Origin of the sequence: Rhizobium sp. Leaf321 (genome assembly GCF_001423215.1) — a bacterium.
GTDB classification, from domain to species: Bacteria; Pseudomonadota; Alphaproteobacteria; order Rhizobiales; family Rhizobiaceae; genus Neorhizobium; species Neorhizobium soli.
The window spans coordinates 157,306-176,382 of the sequence record NZ_LMOF01000003.1; the positions used below are offsets into that span (position 1 = coordinate 157,306).

General features: G+C 59.1%; 21 protein-coding genes. 17 read left to right on the forward strand and 4 right to left on the reverse strand.

Translation table 11 applies throughout. From position 1 onward, the window contains the following. Positions 1-14: 14 nt before the first annotated feature. Genes ASF70_RS02355 through dnaQ form a run of 4 tightly spaced genes read left to right on the forward strand, consistent with a single transcriptional unit; the run spans position 15 to position 2,769 of the window. The gene (locus ASF70_RS02355) at positions 15-614 is read left to right on the forward strand and encodes a Maf-like protein (protein ID WP_062577095.1); all 600 of its coding nucleotides are present in this window, start codon (positions 15-17) and stop codon (positions 612-614) included. Beyond that, complete coding sequence (locus tag ASF70_RS02360; protein ID WP_062577097.1) at positions 607-1,467, forward strand: shikimate dehydrogenase; 861 nt, start codon at positions 607-609, stop codon at positions 1,465-1,467. The genes ASF70_RS02355 and ASF70_RS02360 overlap by 8 nt, the downstream gene beginning before the upstream one ends. Beyond that, on the forward strand, positions 1,464-2,072 hold the full coding sequence (coaE, locus tag ASF70_RS02365; RefSeq protein WP_062577100.1) for a dephospho-CoA kinase: 609 nt from the start codon (positions 1,464-1,466) through the stop codon (positions 2,070-2,072). The genes ASF70_RS02360 and coaE overlap by 4 nt, the downstream gene beginning before the upstream one ends. Beyond that, on the forward strand, positions 2,065-2,769 hold the full coding sequence (gene dnaQ / locus ASF70_RS02370) for a DNA polymerase III subunit epsilon (RefSeq protein WP_062577102.1): 705 nt from the start codon (positions 2,065-2,067) through the stop codon (positions 2,767-2,769). The genes coaE and dnaQ overlap by 8 nt, the downstream gene beginning before the upstream one ends. 71 nt (positions 2,770-2,840) lie before the next feature. Here dnaQ and secB read toward each other — a convergent pair whose 3' ends face one another. Together secB and ASF70_RS02380 are read right to left on the reverse strand one after the other, a co-directional pair. Then, positions 2,841-3,317: a protein-export chaperone SecB gene (secB, locus tag ASF70_RS02375; RefSeq protein ID WP_062577105.1), complete on the reverse strand. Its 477-nt coding sequence runs from the start codon at positions 3,315-3,317 to the stop codon at positions 2,841-2,843. Between the two features lie 92 nt (positions 3,318-3,409). Further along, positions 3,410-3,949, reverse strand: coding sequence for an FxsA family protein (locus ASF70_RS02380; protein ID WP_062577198.1), 540 nt, complete (start codon positions 3,947-3,949; stop codon positions 3,410-3,412). A 123-nt stretch (positions 3,950-4,072) separates the two neighbouring features. On the opposite strand from ASF70_RS02380, the gene ASF70_RS02385 reads away from it, so the two are divergent. The 5 genes from ASF70_RS02385 (at position 4,073) to gyrB (ending at position 9,428) form a co-directional block, all read left to right on the forward strand. Next, entirely contained in the window at positions 4,073-4,771 is a 699-nt protein-coding gene (locus tag ASF70_RS02385) for a Tim44/TimA family putative adaptor protein (RefSeq protein ID WP_062462907.1), read from the forward strand. Beyond that, positions 4,768-5,904 carry a murein transglycosylase A gene (locus ASF70_RS02390; protein WP_062577106.1) on the forward strand — a complete coding sequence of 379 codons (1,137 nt, stop codon included), beginning with the start codon at positions 4,768-4,770 and terminating at the stop codon, positions 5,902-5,904. Before ASF70_RS02385 ends, ASF70_RS02390 begins: the two co-directional genes overlap by 4 nt. A gap of 10 nt (positions 5,905-5,914) precedes the next feature. Beyond that, entirely contained in the window at positions 5,915-6,496 is a 582-nt protein-coding gene (locus ASF70_RS02395) for a Smr/MutS family protein (protein WP_082471708.1), read from the forward strand. Beyond that, positions 6,493-6,846: a helix-turn-helix transcriptional regulator gene (locus tag ASF70_RS02400; RefSeq protein WP_062577108.1), complete on the forward strand. Its 354-nt coding sequence runs from the start codon at positions 6,493-6,495 to the stop codon at positions 6,844-6,846. Before ASF70_RS02395 ends, ASF70_RS02400 begins: the two co-directional genes overlap by 4 nt. 146 nt (positions 6,847-6,992) lie before the next feature. Further along, the gene (gene gyrB / locus ASF70_RS02405; RefSeq protein WP_062577110.1) at positions 6,993-9,428 is read left to right on the forward strand and encodes a DNA topoisomerase (ATP-hydrolyzing) subunit B; all 2,436 of its coding nucleotides are present in this window, start codon (positions 6,993-6,995) and stop codon (positions 9,426-9,428) included. Between the two features lie 110 nt (positions 9,429-9,538). On the opposite strand, the gene ASF70_RS02410 is transcribed toward gyrB, so the two are convergent. Next, the gene (locus ASF70_RS02410) at positions 9,539-10,138 is read right to left on the reverse strand and encodes a nitroreductase family protein (protein WP_062462923.1); all 600 of its coding nucleotides are present in this window, start codon (positions 10,136-10,138) and stop codon (positions 9,539-9,541) included. A 140-nt stretch (positions 10,139-10,278) separates the two neighbouring features. Here ASF70_RS02410 and ASF70_RS02415 point away from each other — a divergent pair, with 140 nt between their 5' ends. The 4 genes from ASF70_RS02415 (at position 10,279) to ASF70_RS02430 (ending at position 14,050) form a co-directional block, all read left to right on the forward strand. Then, positions 10,279-11,121, forward strand: a complete 843-nt coding sequence (locus ASF70_RS02415) for a fumarylacetoacetate hydrolase family protein (RefSeq protein WP_062577112.1) — start codon at positions 10,279-10,281, stop codon at positions 11,119-11,121. 172 nt (positions 11,122-11,293) lie between these two features. Continuing rightward, on the forward strand, positions 11,294-12,586 hold the full coding sequence (gene phaZ / locus ASF70_RS02420; RefSeq protein ID WP_062577114.1) for a polyhydroxyalkanoate depolymerase: 1,293 nt from the start codon (positions 11,294-11,296) through the stop codon (positions 12,584-12,586). A gap of 163 nt (positions 12,587-12,749) precedes the next feature. Further along, the gene (locus ASF70_RS02425) at positions 12,750-13,190 is read left to right on the forward strand and encodes a DUF2852 domain-containing protein (RefSeq protein WP_062577116.1); all 441 of its coding nucleotides are present in this window, start codon (positions 12,750-12,752) and stop codon (positions 13,188-13,190) included. Between the two features lie 98 nt (positions 13,191-13,288). Further along, the gene (locus ASF70_RS02430) at positions 13,289-14,050 is read left to right on the forward strand and encodes a SprT family zinc-dependent metalloprotease (protein ID WP_062577118.1); all 762 of its coding nucleotides are present in this window, start codon (positions 13,289-13,291) and stop codon (positions 14,048-14,050) included. Between the two features lie 36 nt (positions 14,051-14,086). Here ASF70_RS02430 and ASF70_RS02435 read toward each other — a convergent pair whose 3' ends face one another. After that, on the reverse strand, positions 14,087-15,064 hold the full coding sequence (locus ASF70_RS02435; protein ID WP_062577120.1) for a cell wall hydrolase: 978 nt from the start codon (positions 15,062-15,064) through the stop codon (positions 14,087-14,089). 306 nt (positions 15,065-15,370) lie between these two features. Between ASF70_RS02435 and ASF70_RS02440 the strand changes: the two genes are divergently transcribed. Genes ASF70_RS02440 through accD form a run of 4 tightly spaced genes read left to right on the forward strand, consistent with a single transcriptional unit; the run spans position 15,371 to position 19,036 of the window. Next, the gene (locus ASF70_RS02440) at positions 15,371-16,021 is read left to right on the forward strand and encodes a phosphoribosylanthranilate isomerase (protein WP_062577122.1); all 651 of its coding nucleotides are present in this window, start codon (positions 15,371-15,373) and stop codon (positions 16,019-16,021) included. A gap of 11 nt (positions 16,022-16,032) precedes the next feature. Continuing rightward, entirely contained in the window at positions 16,033-17,253 is a 1,221-nt protein-coding gene (gene trpB / locus ASF70_RS02445) for a tryptophan synthase subunit beta (protein WP_062577199.1), read from the forward strand. A 2-nt stretch (positions 17,254-17,255) separates the two neighbouring features. Next, positions 17,256-18,095, forward strand: coding sequence for a tryptophan synthase subunit alpha (gene trpA, locus ASF70_RS02450; RefSeq protein WP_062577124.1), 840 nt, complete (start codon positions 17,256-17,258; stop codon positions 18,093-18,095). Positions 18,096-18,139: 44 nt separating this feature from the next. Then, complete coding sequence (gene accD / locus ASF70_RS02455) at positions 18,140-19,036, forward strand: acetyl-CoA carboxylase, carboxyltransferase subunit beta (RefSeq protein ID WP_062462950.1); 897 nt, start codon at positions 18,140-18,142, stop codon at positions 19,034-19,036. Positions 19,037-19,077: the final 41 nt, after the last annotated feature.

Below are 19,077 nucleotides of genomic sequence, written 5' to 3' on the forward strand. Positions count from 1 at the left end.
GATCTGCCGTGACAATGTCTCACTCAAGGCCACTCATATTGGCCTCATCCAGCAAGTTCAGACGCATGTTGATGGAAAATGCGGGGCTGAGTTTCGAAAGCCGGGCCGCCGATATCGATGAACGTCAGATCGAGGCGGGACTGGTGGGCGCCAGCCCAGATATCGTCGCGCTGACCTTGGCAAAGGCCAAGGCGCTCGATGTCAGCAGACACTATCCTTCCGCCATCGTCATCGGGTCGGATCAGACCATGTCGCTCGATCATCGCGTTTATCACAAGCCGAAATCACGGGAAGAGGCGCGCGAAAGCCTGCTCTCTCTGTCGGACAGGACGCATAGGCTGAACAGCGCCGTCGCTCTTATGCGCGATGGCGAAACCCTTTGGGAGCATGTTGCACACGCCGATCTTACCGTCAGACCGCTCAGCGAGATATTCGTGGATCGCTATCTGGATAGGGTGGGCGAAACGGTGTTCGGAAGCGTCGGCGCCTACCAGTTGGAAGGTGAGGGCATTCAGCTCTTCTCGCGGATCAAGGGAGATTACTTCACCATTCTCGGCCTCCCCATGCTGCCGCTTCTCGACACCTTGCGCGCGATCGGAGCGATCGATGGCTGATTCACGTGAAACACTTTTGGTTAACGCTTTCGTAACGGGGTGGCCGATCAAGCACTCGCGTTCGCCGATCATCCACGGTCATTGGCTGGATAAGTTCGGTATTGCTGGCCGCTACACACGTGAAGCGGTGGCACCTGGGGATTTTCCAGCTTTCATCAGCAAGCTTAAAGGCGGATCATCGGGCTATCGCGGCGGCAATGTCACGATTCCCCACAAGGAAATGGCTTTTGCGCTCGCTGATCGTCCAGATGCGATTGCCGAAGAACTCGGTGCCGCCAATACGCTGTGGATGGAGGACGGTGTTCTTCACGCCTCGAACTCCGATGTCTACGGCTTTACCGCCAACCTCGACGAACAGTCGCCCGGTTGGGGAAATGTCGATCGCGCCGTCATTCTCGGTGCCGGCGGTGCCAGCCGTGCTATCATTCAAGCCGTCAGGGATCAGGGCGTCGGAGAAATCCACGTCGTCAACCGGACCGTGGCGCGTGCGCAAGAACTTGCCGACCGGTTCGGACAAAACGTGCACGCGCATGCGATGGAAGCACTGGGCGAGGTCATGTCCGGCGCAGGTCTCTTTGTGAATACAACATCGCTCGGCATGGACGGCGCGCCGATACCGCAGTTCGACTTCTCGACCATGCTCACGAACGCAGTCGTTACCGATATCGTTTATATCCCGCTGCAAACGGACATTCTGAAACAGGCGGAGGAGCAGGGCTTCGTGACCGTGGATGGTCTCGGCATGCTTCTGCATCAGGCCGTGCCGGGTTTCGAGAAATGGTTCGGCCTCCGCCCTGTCGTCGATCGGGCGCTGCGGGATCTCGTCATCGCAGATATGGATATGCACGGATGATCGTTATCGGCCTCACCGGCTCCATCGGCATGGGAAAATCCACCACCGCAGAAATGTTTGCGCAAGAGGGTATCCCGGTCAACGATGCCGACCAGGTGGTCCACGATCTCTATCACGGTGAAGCGGTCGATCCGATCGCGGAGGCGTTCCCGAATGCGGTCAGAGACGGTGTCGTCGACCGACAGGAACTGTCGCGCCAGCTTTCGGTAGCACCTGAAAAATTCAAACTGCTGGAATCCATCGTCCACCCGCTGGTGCGCAAACGCGAAGCAGAATTTCTCGATAAACACAAAAGCGCCGGCGCAGCGCTCGTCGTGCTCGACATTCCCTTGCTGTTTGAGACCGGCGGCAAAAAAAGGGTCGATTTTGTCGTCGTCGTCAGCTGCGATCCACAGGTGCAGCGCCAGAGGGTACTTGCGCGGCCCGGCATGACAGAGGAGAAGTTGTCGATGATCTTGGCCCGGCAGGTTCCGGATGCCGAAAAGCGGGCGCGTGCCGATTTCGTCATCGACACCGGCGCCGGACTGGAGACAGCCAGATCAAGCGTGCGCGAGATCATCGGCAAGCTCAAAGCCGGCAGCAGGAACGGAATTACCCATGCGTGAAATCATCTTCGATACCGAAACCACAGGCCTTGAATCCAAGGCCGACCGGATTATCGAAATCGGCGGCATAGAGCTCATCAACAACTTCCCGACGGGGAGAACGTTGCACCTCTATATCAACCCGGGCGATCGCAAGGTTCATCCGGATGCGCTGGCTGTCCATGGCATTACCGATGAGTCGCTGAAAGACAAGCCGCTGTTCGCCCAGGTGGCGCAACAGATCATCGACTTCTTCGATGGCGCCCGATGGATCGCCCACAATGCCAATTTCGATATCGGCTTTATCAATGCCGAATTTGAACGCATAGGCCTGCCGCCGGTCCCACCGGAAAACGTGGTCGATACGCTTTCGATGGCCCGCCGAAAGCATCCGATGGGTCCTAACTCCCTCGACGCATTGTGCCGTCGCTACGGCATCGACAATGGCCATCGAACCAAGCACGGCGCGCTGCTCGACTCCGAACTCCTGGCGGAAGTCTATATCGAAATGACCGGCGGCCGGCAGGCGGCTCTTGGTCTGGTCGGTGCTGATCAGCCGAGAAATGTCATCGAGATCGAGGATGTGGTGGTCACCGCGATCGCCGCACGGCCACGCCATCTGCCGCCGCGCATTAGCGAAGACGACATCGCCGCCCATGCCGCGATGGTGAGTGGACTGAAGGATAAGGCCGTCTGGCTGAAATATGCAGCCGACTGATTTCTGCTGAAGTCCAAACATGAAAAAAGCCCGGCTGTGACCGGGCTTTTTATATTCTATCCGTTGCTCGCTCAGCTGTTGAGCGGCTGAACCTGCGACTTGGTCTGTTCTTCGGCCATACGCTGCGAGAACATCTGACCGAAATCGATCGGATCGATCATCAGCGGCGGGAAGCCACCGTTGCGAGTCACGTCGGAAATGATCTGGCGTGCGAACGGGAAGAGAAGACGCGGGCATTCGATAAACAGAAGCGGCAGCATGTGCTCCTGCGGGAAACCGGTGACGCGGAAAACGCCGCCGTATACCAGCTCAGCCGCAAACACGATCTTGTCGTCTTCGCGGGCTTCGGCACTCAGCGATAGAACGACGTCGAAGTCGTTTTCCGAAAGCGGATTGGCGTTGACGTTGACGCTGATATTGATCGCTGGAGCCTTGTCGCGCGACTGCAGCGAGCGTGGCGCGCCGGGATTTTCGAACGAAAGATCCTTGGTGTACTGCGCCAGGATATTGAGCGAGGGGGCGGAAGCCTGTTCGTTATCGTCTGCCATAAAAATTCCTCAAGGCTGGAAAGGGTGGCTGAAAAGCGTTGGGGGCACTTAACATTTCGCTCCGGGGCTTACAACCCTGCGAGATCTTAGCCTTAAGGTTCGATCCGCTTATCCTTGTCCGCCCAAGGCGAGGACGGGTTCGGTTCGCGGCGATAATCGTCGTCATCGAGATCGACCACCGGGCCGGATCCAACCGGATGAACAGGCGCAGGACCGGGGCCAGGGCCGGGACCGGCGCGAAAACCGCCCGGGCTTCTGCGATCGCCCGAATTCACGACGACCACGCGGCTGCCGATGGCCGACCAGATCAGCTTGCGGATAAAGGGCACAAGCAGCGCGAGACCAATGATGTCGGTCAGAAACCCCGGCAGCATCAGCAGGATGCCAGCCACCACGACCATCGCTCCGCTCACCAGTTCGGCTGCAGGCATCCGACCTTCGCGCCCTTCTGTCGAAAGCCGCCGCAGCATAGTCATCCCCTGGCCGCGGATCATCAATGCGCCCAGGAGGCCCGTTCCGAGGACGAGGCCAAGCGTTCCCCAAAGTCCGATCGCTCTTCCGACCAAAACAAAACCAGCGATTTCGGCCAGCGGCCAAGCCAGGAGAACAACCGGAAGGAATGGTAAGCGCATAATCATTGCCTGTATCTAATTGGCGGATATGGGTTCATCTCACGCCGTTGCTATTTGAAGATGGGCGGTAGGAGACTATATGAAAAGCTGCATAGAACTTTTAAACGACAATTGCGGGATAAAATGGGCTCGAACGACTTGATAACACTGTTTTTCCTCGTCGCAGCAGTGCTGATATTCCTGCAATTGCGCAGCGTCCTCGGCCGGCGCACGGGACATGAGAAGCCGCCGACTGAGACAGTCAGCCCTCGCGATGTTGCCCGCGGTCCCGTCGAGGACGATAGCAAGGTAGTGACGCTTCCTCGCCGCGACAATGTCGATGAGGAACAACGCAATGCCGATATCGATGCCGTCGCAAAGCCTGATACGCCGCTCAACGCATCGCTTCGTGCCCTCGTGAAGGAAGATCCGTCGTTCCGCCCGAAGGAATTCCTCAACGGCGTGCGGATGGCGTACGAAATGATCGTCATGGCTTTTGCCGACGGTGATCGGAAGACCTTGAAGGGGCTTCTCTCCAATGAGGTCTATGACGGCTTCGAAGCGGCGATCGCCGAGCGCGAGGCCAAGGGCGAGGTGATCAAGTCCACATTTGTCGGCATCGACAAATGCGACATGACACAGGTTTCGATCAAGGACGGCGAATCCCAGGTTACCGTCCGCATTGTCAGCCAGTTGATCTCCGCAACCTTCGACAAGGCCGGCACGCTGATCGACGGCGATCAGGAAACCGTAGCCGACGTCATTGACATCTGGACCTTTGCCCGCGACATCGGCTCCCGCGACCCGAACTGGAAGCTGGTCGCCACCGAATCCGAACAATGATTTCCGCGTCTCCGACCCTCTCTGACTTCCGCCTCGAGAGGGTCGACTTCGCGGATCTCCCCGGTTGGGCTGCCGACGATCCGAGCCCGCTGTATGAGGCGATGCGCGCTTGCGCGGCCCATATCCGCAACGTTAAGCCCTATCGCAAGGGTTCTCTCGGCCTTGAGGCCATGGAACTGGCGGACCTCTTCGAGCAGGCCGCACCATTTGCCGATGCCTCTGCAGCTCGCACCTTCTTCGAACAACGCTGCACACCCTTCCGGATCCTGAAGCACAATGACGAACAAGGATTCGTCACCGCCTTCTACGAACCGGAAGTCGACGTCTCCGATGTGAGCGAAGGTCTTTTCACCCATCCCTTCTATTTCCGGCCTGACGATCTCGTCGATCTCGACGAAAGCAATCGCCCTGCGGATCTCGACTCCGGCTACATGTTCGGCCGTCAGACGCAGGATGGTATCGTCGCTTATCCGGATCGCGGTGAAATCGATCGCGGCTGTCTCGACGGCCGGGGGCTGGAGATAGCCTTCGCACGGTCGCGGATCGACGTCTTCTTTGCCCATGTTCAGGGCGCAGCTCGGCTGGTCTACCCCGATGGCCGCGTCCGTCGCATCACCTACGCGGCAAAGGCTGGCCATCCGTTTTCGCCGATCGGCAAGCTTCTGATCGATCGTGGCGAAATCGCTCGCGAAGACATTTCCATGCAGAGCATTCGGACGTGGCTTGCCGAAGCTCTGGTGTTGAATCCGGCTAAGGTTGATGAAGTCTTATGGCACAACAAGTCCTACATCTTCTTCCGTGAGGCCGATGTCAGCGATCCTGACCTCGGTCCTATCGCTGCCGCCAAGGTGCCGCTGATCGCGGGACGCTCGCTCGCCGTGGATCGCTCCATTCACACATTCGGCTACCCCTTTTTCATCCATGCGGAACGGCTGACACATCTCGACGACGGCAAGCCGTTCGCTCGGCTGATGCTGGCGCTCGATACGGGTTCAGCCATTGTTGGGCCTGCAAGGGGCGATATCTTCACCGGTTCCGGCTATCACGCAGGCGAGCTTGCCGGCACGGTGCGAAACGATGCGGATTTCTATATCCTCGTCCCAAACGCGGCCGCCGGCCGTTATGCCGGGTAGGATATGGCGCATGAAGGATCGAAAACTCAGTTCAGATGAACGCATCCTTTGGGGCAAGGTAGCGAAATCCGCCCGTGCTCTGCCTGGGCGCATGAAAGAGATCGCTGCCTTCGAAGAGGAAATGGCGGCACGACTGGCGGCAGAGGATGAAGTCTCCAAGCCCCCGGTACCGCCAACCCAGCGTGTCAGCGATGCCTTCGCGGCAGTCGCGCCGAAGGTAAAAAAGCCTGCCGGCATTCATCATCCGCTGGAAAAACCCACCCGGAAGAAGCTCGCCAAGGGTCGCTTGGCGATCGATGCTCGGCTCGATCTCCATGGTCTCTACCAGGACGCCGCCCACGATCTGCTGCTCGATTTTCTTTACAGTGCCCATGATCGCGGTCTGCGCCATGTTCTTGTCATCACCGGCAAGGGCCGCTCGGTGGGCGGCGAGGGGGTTCTGCGCCGTGCGGTGCCGCTGTGGTTCTCGAAGGCCGAATTTCGTTTCCTGATCTCGTCCTACGAATGGGCAGCCCAAAACCATGGTGGCGAGGGCGCCATGTACGTGCGGCTTTCAAAGAGCCGTGCGGATTATCGGGGATCGGTCCTGTGACGCCCTTTGGTGAAGCGCTTCGACAGCTGCGCTCCAAAAAGGGAGTTACCCAGAGGCAACTGGCAGAGGCGATCGGGGTTACGCCTGCCTATCTGTCGGCCTTGGAACATGGCAAACGGGGCCGGCCCACATTCGAGCTGCTCCAGCGTATCACCGGCTATTTCAACATCATCTGGGATGAAGCAGAAGAATTGTTTCGGGTCGCAGAAGCCTCGCGCCCGAAAGTGGTCCTCGACACGACAGGCCTGGCGCCTGCATACACCGCATTTGCCAACGCCTTGGCGGCACGGATTCGCTCTTTGCCGCCGGACGTGCTAGAGGAAATGCGAAGACTTCTGCAAAAGGCTTGAATTGCCCTGGAAATCTCTGCGCATCCACGCCTTTCCAGGCATTTCGCGAGGCCCCAACCTTTAGAAACCGCCCTGAATTCCCTATATTCAAGGCGGAGACTCCGGTGATTCGCTCGCCGGTATTTTAACCAACTGGAAGAGACTGAATGACCGACACACCCGTCAGCGATCACGGCGCGAGTGCCGAATACGGTGCCGATTCCATCAAGGTTCTAAAGGGCCTGGATGCGGTGCGAAAGCGCCCAGGCATGTATATCGGCGACACAGACGACGGCTCGGGTCTGCATCACATGGTCTACGAAGTCGTCGACAACGCGATCGACGAAGCCTTGGCAGGCCATGCCGATATCGTCACGGTCACGCTCAATGCGGATGGCTCGGTCAGCGTCACCGACAACGGTCGCGGCATTCCGACGGATATCCATACCGGCGAAGGCGTCTCGGCAGCCGAGGTCATCATGACCCAGCTCCACGCCGGCGGTAAGTTCGACCAGAATTCCTACAAGGTCTCCGGCGGACTGCACGGCGTTGGCGTCTCGGTCGTCAATGCACTTTCGGTCTGGCTCAAGCTGAAGATCCGTCGCTCAGGCAAGGTTCACGAGATATCGTTCACGCACGGCGTCGCCGACGCGCCGCTGAAGGTCATCGGGGATTATGAAGGTCGCTCCGGCACGGAAGTTACCTTCCTCGCCAGCACCGAAACCTTCACTATGACCGAGTTCGATTACGGCACACTCGAGCACCGCCTTCGCGAACTCGCCTTCCTCAACTCCGGGGTTCGAATCCGGCTCACGGATCGGCGCAAGCCGGACGTGAAGGAAGAGGAAATGCTGTATGACGGCGGCCTCGAGGCTTTCGTCAAATATCTCGACCGTTCCAAGAAGCCGCTCGTCGAAAAGCCTGTCGCCATCAAGGGCGAGAAGGATGGCATGACGGTTGAAGTCGCGATGTGGTGGAATGACAGCTACCACGAGAACGTTCTCTGCTTCACCAACAACATTCCGCAGCGCGATGGAGGCACTCATATGGCGGGCTTCCGTGGTGCGCTGACTCGCCAGATCACGTCCTATGCGGACTCGTCCGGCATCATGAAAAAGGAAAAGGTTTCGCTCACGGGTGACGACTGCCGAGAAGGCCTGACCGCAGTTCTTTCCGTGAAGGTGCCGGATCCGAAGTTCTCGTCGCAGACCAAGGACAAACTCGTGTCCTCGGAAGTGCGCCCGGTTGTCGAAAGCCTCGTCAACGAAGCGCTGAGCTCCTGGCTTGAAGAACATCCGGCTGAAGCGAAGATCCTGGTCGGCAAGGTGGTGGAAGCTGCCGTTGCCCGCGAAGCGGCCCGCAAGGCTCGTGAACTCACCCGCCGCAAGGGCGTGCTCGATATCGCCTCGCTTCCCGGCAAGCTCGCCGATTGCTCCGAACGCGATCCGGCCAAGTCCGAAGTCTTCCTCGTCGAGGGTGACTCCGCCGGCGGTTCCGCCAAACAGGGCCGTTCGCGTGATACCCAGGCGATCCTACCGCTCCGCGGCAAGATCCTGAACGTCGAGCGCGCCCGTTTCGACAAGATGCTGTCCAGCCAGGAAATCGGCACGCTGATTACCGCTCTGGGCACATCGATCGGCAAGGATGAGTTCAACGCTGACAAGCTGCGCTATCACAAGATCATCATCATGACCGATGCCGACGTCGACGGCGCCCATATCAGAACCCTGCTGCTGACCTTCTTCTTCCGTCAGATGCCGGAACTGATCGAGCGTGGCCACATCTACATTGCCCAGCCGCCGCTCTATAAGGTGACGCGCGGCAAGTCGATCCAGTACCTGAAGAACGAGCAGGCTCTGGAAGAGTATCTGATCGGCATGGGGCTGGAAGATACGACCCTGACCCTCGGCTCCGGTGAAGTCCGTGCCGGCCAGGATATGCGCGAAGTCATCCAGGATGCATTGCGCATCCGCTCGATCATCGAGGGACTGCATTCTCGCTACAACCGCTCGATCATCGAGCAGGCAGCCATTGCCGGCGCGCTTCATCCAGATCTGACGGACAATCCCGAACGGGCCCAGCAGACGGCTAACGAAGTCGCCAAGCGTCTCGATATGATCGCCGAGGAAACCGAGCGTGGCTGGTCGGGTCACGTCACCGACGAAGGCGGCATGCGCTTCGAGCGGATGGTTCGTGGCGTCAAGGAAGTCGCCGTGATCGATGTGGCCCTGATCGGCTCTGCCGATGCCCGCCATATCGACCAGATGTCGTCGCGTCTGCAGGAGATCTACAGCACGTCGCCAGTCCTCGCTCGCAAGGATAGCGAGCAGGATATTTCAGGTCCACGCGCCCTTCTCGACACGATCTTTGCGGCGGGACGCAAGGGCCTGTCCATGCAGCGCTATAAGGGACTTGGTGAAATGAATGCCGAGCAGCTGTGGGAAACAACGCTTGATCCCAACGTTCGCTCGCTGCTTCAGGTCAAGGTTCCCGATGCGACGGATGCAGACGGCCTGTTCTCGCGTTTGATGGGCGACGAGGTTGAGCCCCGGCGCGAGTTCATTCAAGAGAACGCGCTGAACGTCGCCAACCTCGATATCTAGCAATCTTTCGTCGTGCAAAAACGGCGGCCTCTCGGCCGCCGTTTTTGTTTGTCCATTAGAAATCTGTTTCACGTGAATCTTACCTGTGGATGGAGGATTCACGTGAAACATTATTCTTCGCCGGCAAACCTTCCCTCGAAAGCGACTTCCGAAACGGGCTTGCGCTGGCTGGGAACTTCACGCTCGCGCAAATCTTCCGGCAGTGCATCTTTAGCGGCCATCCGCCCGATCGCCGCGGCAGCCTCGACCCTGAAACCTTCCGGAAGTCCAAGTTCGCCAACAGCCTTTTCCTTGTCGAACCCTTCCATGCCATGTGCATGATACCCAAGCTTCATCGCCTGGCAGATGATTGAGAACCACGCGGCGCCCGTGTCGAAAGAATGCGTATAGCCCTCGCGACGTTCGCCATCCTTGGAAACGCGATAGGTTTTCGACACGAAGAAGACCAGCGCACCCGCGTTTTCTGCCCAGCGCCGATTGCCCGGAACGAGTAGATCCGCAAGTCTGGTGAAATCCTCGGTGCCTTGTAGCGCGTAGATAAAGCGCCAAGGCTGGCTGTTGCCGGAAGAGGGTGCCCAATGCGCGGCATCCAGAATGGTCAGCATCGTTTCCCGATCGATGGCTTCCTTCTCGAAGGCCCGCGGCGACCAGCGATCGAGAAAGAAAGCGTCGATTGGAAATTCCGAGGTCCGGCTGTTGCTGGTCGTCATAGTGTCCTCACAAGTTTGGGTCTTACCCAATCTAGGCAGTTAGGGCTGCTTTGCAATGAACCGCAGATGGCACAAAGAGGGGTGACAATCGCGCCTCTTTTTTGCATAAACACTTGTCTGACAACTGGAGGAATAAGACCTTGAAATTGATGCGTGTAGGACCTGTGGGCCAGGAGAAGCCGGCATTGCTCGATCAGGATGGCAAGATCCGTGATCTGTCTGGCCATGTCGCGGATATCGGCGGGGAGGCGATTTCGCCCGAGGGTTTGACGAAGATTGCCGCGATCGACGCGTCGACATTGCCGGAACTGTCTGCCGATCGGATCGGCGCCTGCGTGGCGGGCACCGGCAAGTTCATCTGCATCGGCCTCAACTATTCCGACCATGCGGCCGAAACCGGCGCCACCGTGCCGCCGGAACCGATCATCTTCATGAAGGCCACCTCCGCCATCGTCGGACCCAACGACGACGTCGTCATTCCGCGCACATCGGAAAAGACCGACTGGGAAGTCGAACTCGGTGTCGTCATCGGCAAGACCGCTAAATACGTGTCGGAAGCCGAGGCGCTGGATTACGTCGCCGGCTACTGCCTGACCAACGACGTCTCCGAGCGCGCCTTCCAGACAGAACGCGCGGGCCAGTGGACCAAGGGCAAGTCCTGCGACACGTTCGGACCGATTGGCCCATGGCTTGTCACCAAGGACGAGGTCGCGGATCCGCAGAACCTTGGAATGTGGCTGACGGTCAACGGCGAAAAGATGCAGAACGGCTCATCCAAGACGATGGTTTACGGCGTCGCCTTCCTCGTCTCCTATCTCAGCCAGTTCATGTCGCTGCATCCGGGAGACGTCATCTCCACGGGTACGCCCCCGGGCGTCGGCCTTGGCCTCAAGCCCCCGCGCTTCCTGAAAGCCGGCGACGTTGTCGAACTCGGCATCGATGGTCTCGGCACCCAGAAACAGACATTCGTCGCCGATATCTGATCGATCGCTGGCATCGGCAAGGCGTGCTGCAGCGAGGGAAGGGCGGTGGTAAACCGCCGCCCTTCCATAACTCCCTCCACAAGTGCTAGCCTTGCTGCATTCCGATGGCGGAACGTTTTGCCCGCCACCGCTTTGACGGATATCGGACCAGGGATGAGGAGAGCCCGATTTCATGTTCTACCAGCTCTATGAGTTGAACCATGCCGCCATGGCGCCGTTCCGGGCCGCCGCGGATGCCATGCGCTTCATGTCCGACAATCCGATGAACCCGTTCGCCCAGACAGCACTTGGCCGCTCCATGTCGGCCAGTCTCGAAGTGTTCGAGCGGATGACGCGACGCTATGGAAAGCCGAGCTTCAATCTTCCGGAAACGGTGGTCGACGGTAAGCCGGTCATGGTCACCGAAGAGATCGTCTGGGCAAAGCCCTTTTGCAATCTCCTGCATTTTCGCCGCGATCTGCCCGCCGCGCGCCCGGCCGACCAGAAGATCCTGCTCGTCGCGCCGATGTCCGGTCACTATGCCACCTTGCTGCGTGGCACGGTCGAGGCGTTGCTTCCGCATGCGGATCTCTACATCACCGACTGGATCGATGCCCGCATGGTTCCGGTCACCGAGGGCAGCTTCGATCTCGACGATTACATCGACTACCTGATCGAGATGCTGCATCAGATCGGTCCCGGCACCCATGTGGTCGGCGTCTGCCAGCCATCGGTGCCTGTGCTTGCCGCCGTTGCGGTGATGGAGACCCGCGGTGATCGGATGGCGCCCGCCTCGATGACGCTGATGGGTGGACCGATCGATACCCGCAGCAATCCGACAGCCGTCAACAAACTCGCCGGAGATCACCCACTCGAATGGTTTCGCGACAATGTCATCATGAGCGTACCGTTTCCGCAGCCGGGCTTCATGCGGCGCGTCTATCCGGGCTTCCTGCAGCTGTCAGGCTTCATGTCGATGAACCTTGACCGCCACGTCACCGCTCACAAGGAGTTCTACGAGCACCTCGTCAAGAACGATGGCGAGCCTGCCGAAAAACACCGCGAATTCTACGACGAATATCTCGCGGTGATGGATCTGACGGAAGAATTCTATCTGCAGACCGTCGATGCCGTCTTTATCCGTCATTCCTTGCCGAAGGGCGAGATGATGCATCGCGCGATGCCTGTTGATACGAAGGCGATCCGCTCCGTCGCTCTTTTGACGGTAGAAGGCGAAAACGACGATATTTCCGGCGTCGGCCAGACAAAGGCGGCGCACACGATTTGTCCGAATATCCCGGATGACAAGCGCCAGCATTACATGCAGCCCGATGTCGGGCATTACGGCGTCTTCAACGGCTCGCGTTTCCGCAGCGAAATCGCCCCCCGCATTATCGAATTCACCCGCAAGCATGCCATGGCCGATACCAAAGCTGCCAAGCCAGCATCCCGGAAGCGCAGTACCAAGGGTGATTCGCCGACCTGAGAGCAGATCCGGTTCGATGCCGGTAGCTGGATTTCTCCAAGGTATTTCAGCATGTTCTTGGATTTAGCGACCTGTCTTCTTGAAGGCGGGTCTGAGGCTCACCAAATCGGATATCATCGGGCTGGCATCAGGCCACTCCGCATTGAATTGAAGGGTGTAACCCATGAACCAGTCTGCATTGATTCGTCCGGAATGGACGCCGGCCACCATTGGTTTAATGGTGCTCGGTTTCGTGGTCTTCTGGCCGCTTGGCTTGGCCATGCTTGCCTATATCATCTTCGGGGATCGGCTTCGCGGCTTCAAGCGCGATGCCAATAATCGCGCCGACGAATGGGCCGGCAAGACCAGCCAATGGTTTTCCAGAAGCCGCGCCGCTGGCTACAACACGCATTTCTCGACAGGCAACGTTGCCTTCGACGATTGGCGCAAGGCCGAACTCAACCGCATGGATGAAGAACGCCGCAAGCTCGACGAGATGCGCGATGAGTTCGACAACTATTCCCGCGAGCTTCGCCGTGCCAAGGATCAGGAAGAGTTCGATCGTTTCATGCGCGAGCGCCGTAACAGCAACGCTTCCGGTCAGAACCCGGTCGTCGACGTCTGATCGGTCAAACGGATCTTCTGAAAACGTAACGAGCCGGCGTCCTTGCGACGCCGGCTTTTTCATGAGAACGGTGCTCTCGAATCGGCTAGAAAGGCTACATGTTCGCGCTCCTCAAAAAGCCCCTTCGCGCCCGCTCGAAACCGCTCGAAACCGTAAAGCGCACGCTTGAAGTCGGAAACCGCGCTTTGCCGCTGACGATCAAGGAAAACAGTCGCGCCACTCGTATCACGCTGCGCATCGAGCCCGGCGGCCGCGCGCTTAATCTCACTGTGCCGGCAGGCCTTCGGAAAAGCGAGATCGAGGAATTTCTCGAGCGCCATCAGGGTTGGCTGCTCACGAAGCTCTCGAAATTCTCCACCGACAATCCCATCCGCTCAGGCGGCTTCGTGCCGATTCGCGGCGTTCAGCACCGCATCGACCATACCGGAACGCTTCGCGGCCTGACGGAAATCGCCATGGTCGATGGCGTGCCGGTGGTAAGGGTAAGCGGGCTGGAGGATCATCTCGGCCGTCGGGTCGCGACATTTCTGAAAAAAGAAGCACGTCGAGATATGGAGTTGCTGGCCTTTCGCCATGCCGCGTCGATCCGCAAGCCGGTCGCATCAGTCACGCTGAAAGACACGAGAAGCCGGTGGGGATCCTGTTCCTGGGATGGAAACCTGAGCTTTTCCTGGCGCATCGTCATGGCGCCGCCGCTGGTGATCGATTACCTCGCAGCCCACGAAGTGGCGCATCTGAAGGAAATGAACCACGGGCCAAAGTTCTGGGCTCTCTGCCACCAGCTTTGCCCGAGGATGGAAGAGGCGCGCAAATGGCTGAAGCAGAATGGCTCGCAGCTTCACGCGCTGGATTTCAGCTGAAGCCCGGCTAAAACAAACGGAAACTGGACGAAGAGATCAAGGTGTAGCTGTGCGAGCCGGGAACTGACGCGGAGTCGGCGCGACCATTACCATGTCGCCGGCTGTGTCGGTCTTGGCACCCGCCGGGCGCCGTTTCGGCAGAGGCCCGCTATTGGGCAAGGCTTCAGTCGAAAGAATGGCGGCACTTGCCGCATCCATGCCAGCGCCGGCCTGGTAGGCCTGCATCATGCTGGGCGAATGGGAAACAGGCTGCACTGTTGCGACAGCGGCGGAAGATGTGTCGGCAACCGTTGTGACAGAGGCAACGCCCGGCAAGGGCTGCTGCGTTGCTGCGGACGCAACGGCAACGGGGCTTGGTGTCTGTTCACGAACAGGCTCGGCCCGTGCGATCATGCTCATCGCTCCCGGCGTTGGTACGATCGTCCCTTCAGCCATCATGACATAGGCCCCGGCAGGCTTCGGCTCTGGCGTCTGCAGGTTGCCGTCCTCGTCGCGCTTTTCGTAAAACACGTTGCCGCCGGCATCAGCCACGTAATGCATGTTCTTGTAGGGGAAGCGCAGGCCCTTCGTGTGGAAGAACATCGCTTCCTTCACATCGGGGTGGCGCTTGCCCTTCAGCACGGCTTCCGCTGCTTCATTCAGCTGCGGCGCAGTGTTTTCGTCCATCTTGCGGGTCATCACACCCGGCGCGAACTGCTTTTCCTGCCCCACGACACCACAGATCGTCTCAGGGTAAAGACCTGAGGTCAGGCGGTTCATGATGACGCTGCCGACAGCCATGAAACCATCGGGGCTGCTGCGCCTTGATTCGAAATACATCGCGCGCTTGAGGCATTCGCGGTCGCTGGACGAATAGGTGTAGACCTGCTTTGCCGAACCCACATTGACCTGGGCAGTCCTTGTCTTCGAAGCCTTGGAATCGAGCGACGCAGTCGTCTGAGTGCAGGCTGAAAGAGCGCTCACCGCGGCAAGGCACATTGCAGCGCGCACAAAGTTCGCACCTCTTGCCGCCATGACTACCCCCTGCGAAAACATTTCAAGAAACAATTTGCTGTGGAATAAGTTACTGGCAAAACCCTAATAAATCAAACCTGAATCGAGAACGTCTATTTTCCCGGAAAAACCTGCTCTTTTGACCGAGGTTCTGGTTGTGATTATGTCGGCGAGCATGTCCTTTCGCGTGCAGGATCGTGGTGGAGAACCGAATCACGCCCCGGATGATTGCCTGAGGTCTTGAGAAGAGGAGTCCGTGCCGAACTGTCACGCCACCAAACCGCTGAAGGGCTCGACTCCGGGCGCGTTTCGTGCCAATCCGCGCACATGAAACCGGATATCAAGATCTGCGGCCTCAAGACTGAAGAAGCGGTCGATCGCGCGGTAATGCGCGGCGCAACCCATATCGGCTTTATCTTCTTCCCTAAGAGCCCGCGTAACATCGCGCCCGAGATCGCCGGCGACCTGGCGGACCGGGTGCGTGGTAAAGCTAAGATCGTTGCGGTCACGGTGGACGCCGATGACGAGGAACTGGACGATATCGTCTCGCTGCTTCGCCCGGACATGCTTCAGCTCCACGGTCACGAGAGCCCGGAACGGATTTTGCACGTCAAGGCGATTTACGGTCTGCCTGTTATGAAGGCATTTTCTGTCAAGTCCGCGGATGATCTTGCAGGGGTCGATGCCTATATAGGTGTGGCTGACCGTTTTCTGTTCGACGCGAAGGCACCGGCGGGCTCCGATCTTCCAGGCGGCAACGGCATTTCCTTCGACTGGAAGGCCATGGCGTCGCTTGACCAGAGCGTGGATTACATGCTTTCCGGGGGCCTGAACAAGGATAATGTCGCGACTGCGCTCTCATCGACGCGGGCAAGCGGCATAGATGTATCGTCCGGTGTCGAAAGCGCGCCAGGCGCCAAGGATCTGGGCATGATCGATGCGTTCTTCGATGCGGCAGACGCCGCTACGAAACGCTGAAGGAGTTGAAAGTGAACGAGACCCCAAAACTGAATTCGTTCCGTTCCGGTCCCGACGAGGACGGCCTCTTCGGTATTTTCGGCGGCCGCTTTGTCGCGGAAACCCTGATGCCCCTGATCCTGGATCTGCAGGGCGAATGGGAAAAGGCGAAGACCGATCCCGCATTTCAAAAGCAGCTTACCGATCTCGGCAAACACTATGTCGGCCGGCCCAGCCCGCTCTATTTCGCCGAGCGCATGACGGCAGAACTCGGCGGCGCCAAGATCTATTTCAAGCGCGACGAGCTCAATCATACTGGCTCCCACAAGATCAACAACTGCATTGGCCAGATCCTGCTTGCCAAGCGCATGGGCAAGACGCGCATCATCGCTGAAACCGGTGCCGGCCAGCATGGCGTCGCTTCGGCCACGGTCGCTGCCCGCTTCGGCCTTCCCTGCGTCGTCTACATGGGCGCGACAGATGTCGAGCGCCAGGCACCCAATGTCTTCCGCATGAAGCTTTTGGGCGCCGAGGTGATCCCGGTCACGTCAGGCCACGGCACGCTCAAGGATGCCATGAACGAGGCATTGCGCGACTGGGTCACCAATGTCGATGACACCTATTACATGATCGGCACCGCTGCCGGTCCGCATCCCTATCCGGAAATGGTCCGCGACTTCCAGTCGGTCATCGGTCGCGAAACCAAGGAACAGATGCTGGAAGCCGAGGGACGTCTGCCCGACATGCTGGTAGCAGCCGTTGGCGGTGGATCGAATGCGATCGGCCTATTCCATCCGTTCCTCGATGATGCCAGCGTCAGGATCGTCGGCGTCGAAGCCGGCGGCAAGGGCCTCAACGGCGAGGAGCATTGCGCCTCGCTGACGGCAGGATCGCCTGGCGTTCTGCATGGCAACCGCACCTATCTGCTGCAGGATGGCGACGGCCAGATCAAGGAAGGTCATTCGATCTCGGCCGGTCTCGATTATCCCGGCATCGGCCCGGAGCATTCCTGGCTGAAAGACATGGGACGTGTCGAATACGTCCCGATCATGGATACCGAAGCGCTCGAAGCCTTCCAGTTCCTGACGCGCACCGAGGGCATCATCCCCGCACTCGAACCCTCGCACGCACTGGCCGAAGTCATGAAGCGCGCACCAAAGATGTCCAAGGACGAAATCATCGTCATGAACCTGTGCGGTCGCGGCGACAAGGACATCTTCACTGTCGGCAAAATCCTTGGAATGGGGCTCTGAACATGACCGCACGGATGGACAAGCGTTTTGCCGATCTGAAGGCTGAAGGCCGCCCGGCACTGATCACCTATTTCATGGGCGGCGATCCCGATTTTGCCACGTCGCTGGCCATCATGAAGGCCCTGCCGGATGCCGGCGCCGACGTGATCGAACTCGGCATGCCCTTTTCCGACCCGATGGCCGATGGTCCGGCAATCCAGATGGCGGGGCAGCGCGCGCTGAAAGGCGGCCAGACACTTGCCAAGACGTTGGATCTCGCTCGCGAATTCCGCAAGAGCGATGCCGCAACGCCGATCGTCATGATGGGCTACTACAATCCGATCTATATCTACGGCGTCGACAGGTTCGTCGATGACGCGTTGGAAGCCGGTATCGACGGTCTGATCATCGTCGACCTGCCGCCGGAAATGGATGACGAACTCTGCATTCCGGCAATCGACAAGGGGCTGAACTTCATCCGGCTGACCACGCCGACCACGGACGAAAAGCGCCTGCCGACGGTTCTGCACAACACGTCCGGGTTCGTCTATTACGTCTCGATGAACGGCATTACCGGATCCGCTCTGCCGGATCTGTCGCTGATATCGGGCGCTGTCTCCCGCATCAAGGGTCATACCGACCTGCCGGTCTGCGTCGGCTTCGGCGTGAAGACCGCCGACCATGCGCAAGCCATCGGCGCTGCGGCTGACGGTGTCGTCGTCGGCAGTGCGATCGTCGCGCAGGTTGCCGGCAGTCTCACCAAGGATGGCGCTGCGACGCAGGATACTGTATCTGCCGTTTCCACCTTCGTCCGCGGCCTGGCCACCGGCGTGCGTTCCGCCCGCCTTGTTGCCGCCGAATAACTGGCCCAGATAAGGCCTGAACGTCCAAACTCGGAGTACGCCCAGTGAACTGGATCACCAATTACGTCCGGCCGCGCATCAACTCCATGCTCGGCCGTCCCGATCGGGACGTTCCGGAAAATCTCTGGATCAAATGCCCGGAAACCGGGGAAATGGTCTTCCACAAGGATCTCGAAGAGAACAAGTGGGTCATTCCCGCCTCGGGCTTCCACATGAAGATGCCGGCCAAGGCGCGTCTGAGAGACATGTTCGACGACGGCGAGTTCGAATCGCTGGTACAGCCGAAGGTCGCCCAGGATCCGCTCAAGTTTCGCGACTCCAAGAAATATGCTGACCGCTTGAAGGACAGCCGTATCAAGACCGATCAGGAGGACACGATCCTCGCCGGTCTCGGTTCCGTCCATGGCGTTAAACTCGTCGCCGTCGTGCACGAATTCAACTTCATCGGCGGTTCGCTCGGCATGGCGGCCGGCGAAGCGATCGTCAAGGCGGCCGAGCGCGCCTTGAAGGAAAAGTGCCCGCTGGTGATCTTCCCGGCTTCTGGCGGCGCCCGCATGCAGGAAGGCATCCTGTCGCTGATGCAGCTGCCCCGCACCACGGTTGCCGTCGACATGCTGAAGGAAGCAGGCCTTCCCTATATCTGTGTGCTGACCAACCCGACCACCGGCGGCGTGACCGCTTCCTATGCCATGCTGGGTGATGTCCATATCGCCGAACCGGGCGCCGAGATCGGCTTTGCCGGCAAGCGCGTGATCGAACAGACCCTGCGCGAAAAGCTGCCGGAAGGCTTCCAGACAGCAGAATACCTGCTTGAGCACGGCATGGTGGATATGGTCGTCAAGCGCCACGATATCCCGGCAACGCTGGCGCGGATCCTGAAGATGCTGATGAGACAGCCTGATCAGGAATTCCTTCCTGCCCCTGTCGCCGTCAGCGCCTGAACACCGGTTCTGACCTAACGTGATCGGAGCCGGAGCTTCGG

Bases quoted from the DNA above. Each gene is read 5' to 3' on its own strand.
- ASF70_RS02390 (WP_062577106.1), top strand. From the start codon at position 4,768: ATGATTTCCGCGTCTCCGACCCTCTCTGACTTCCGCCTCGAGAGGGTC.
- ASF70_RS02435 (WP_062577120.1), bottom strand. From the start codon at position 15,064: ATGGCGGCAAGAGGTGCGAACTTTGTGCGCGCTGCAATGTGCCTTGCC.
- ASF70_RS02355 (WP_062577095.1), top strand. From the start codon at position 15: ATGTCTCACTCAAGGCCACTCATATTGGCCTCATCCAGCAAGTTCAGA.
- ASF70_RS02410 (WP_062462923.1), bottom strand. From the start codon at position 10,138: ATGACGACCAGCAACAGCCGGACCTCGGAATTTCCAATCGACGCTTTC.
- ASF70_RS02430 (WP_062577118.1), top strand. From the start codon at position 13,289: ATGTTCGCGCTCCTCAAAAAGCCCCTTCGCGCCCGCTCGAAACCGCTC.
- coaE (WP_062577100.1), top strand. From the start codon at position 1,464: ATGATCGTTATCGGCCTCACCGGCTCCATCGGCATGGGAAAATCCACC.
- phaZ (WP_062577114.1), top strand. From the start codon at position 11,294: ATGTTCTACCAGCTCTATGAGTTGAACCATGCCGCCATGGCGCCGTTC.
- gyrB (WP_062577110.1), top strand. From the start codon at position 6,993: ATGACCGACACACCCGTCAGCGATCACGGCGCGAGTGCCGAATACGGT.
- ASF70_RS02425 (WP_062577116.1), top strand. From the start codon at position 12,750: ATGAACCAGTCTGCATTGATTCGTCCGGAATGGACGCCGGCCACCATT.
- ASF70_RS02385 (WP_062462907.1), top strand. From the start codon at position 4,073: ATGGGCTCGAACGACTTGATAACACTGTTTTTCCTCGTCGCAGCAGTG.
- ASF70_RS02380 (WP_062577198.1), bottom strand. From the start codon at position 3,949: ATGCGCTTACCATTCCTTCCGGTTGTTCTCCTGGCTTGGCCGCTGGCC.
- dnaQ (WP_062577102.1), top strand. From the start codon at position 2,065: ATGCGTGAAATCATCTTCGATACCGAAACCACAGGCCTTGAATCCAAG.
- trpA (WP_062577124.1), top strand. From the start codon at position 17,256: ATGACCGCACGGATGGACAAGCGTTTTGCCGATCTGAAGGCTGAAGGC.
- ASF70_RS02440 (WP_062577122.1), top strand. From the start codon at position 15,371: ATGAAACCGGATATCAAGATCTGCGGCCTCAAGACTGAAGAAGCGGTC.
- secB (WP_062577105.1), bottom strand. From the start codon at position 3,317: ATGGCAGACGATAACGAACAGGCTTCCGCCCCCTCGCTCAATATCCTG.
- ASF70_RS02395 (WP_082471708.1), top strand. From the start codon at position 5,915: ATGAAGGATCGAAAACTCAGTTCAGATGAACGCATCCTTTGGGGCAAG.
- ASF70_RS02360 (WP_062577097.1), top strand. From the start codon at position 607: ATGGCTGATTCACGTGAAACACTTTTGGTTAACGCTTTCGTAACGGGG.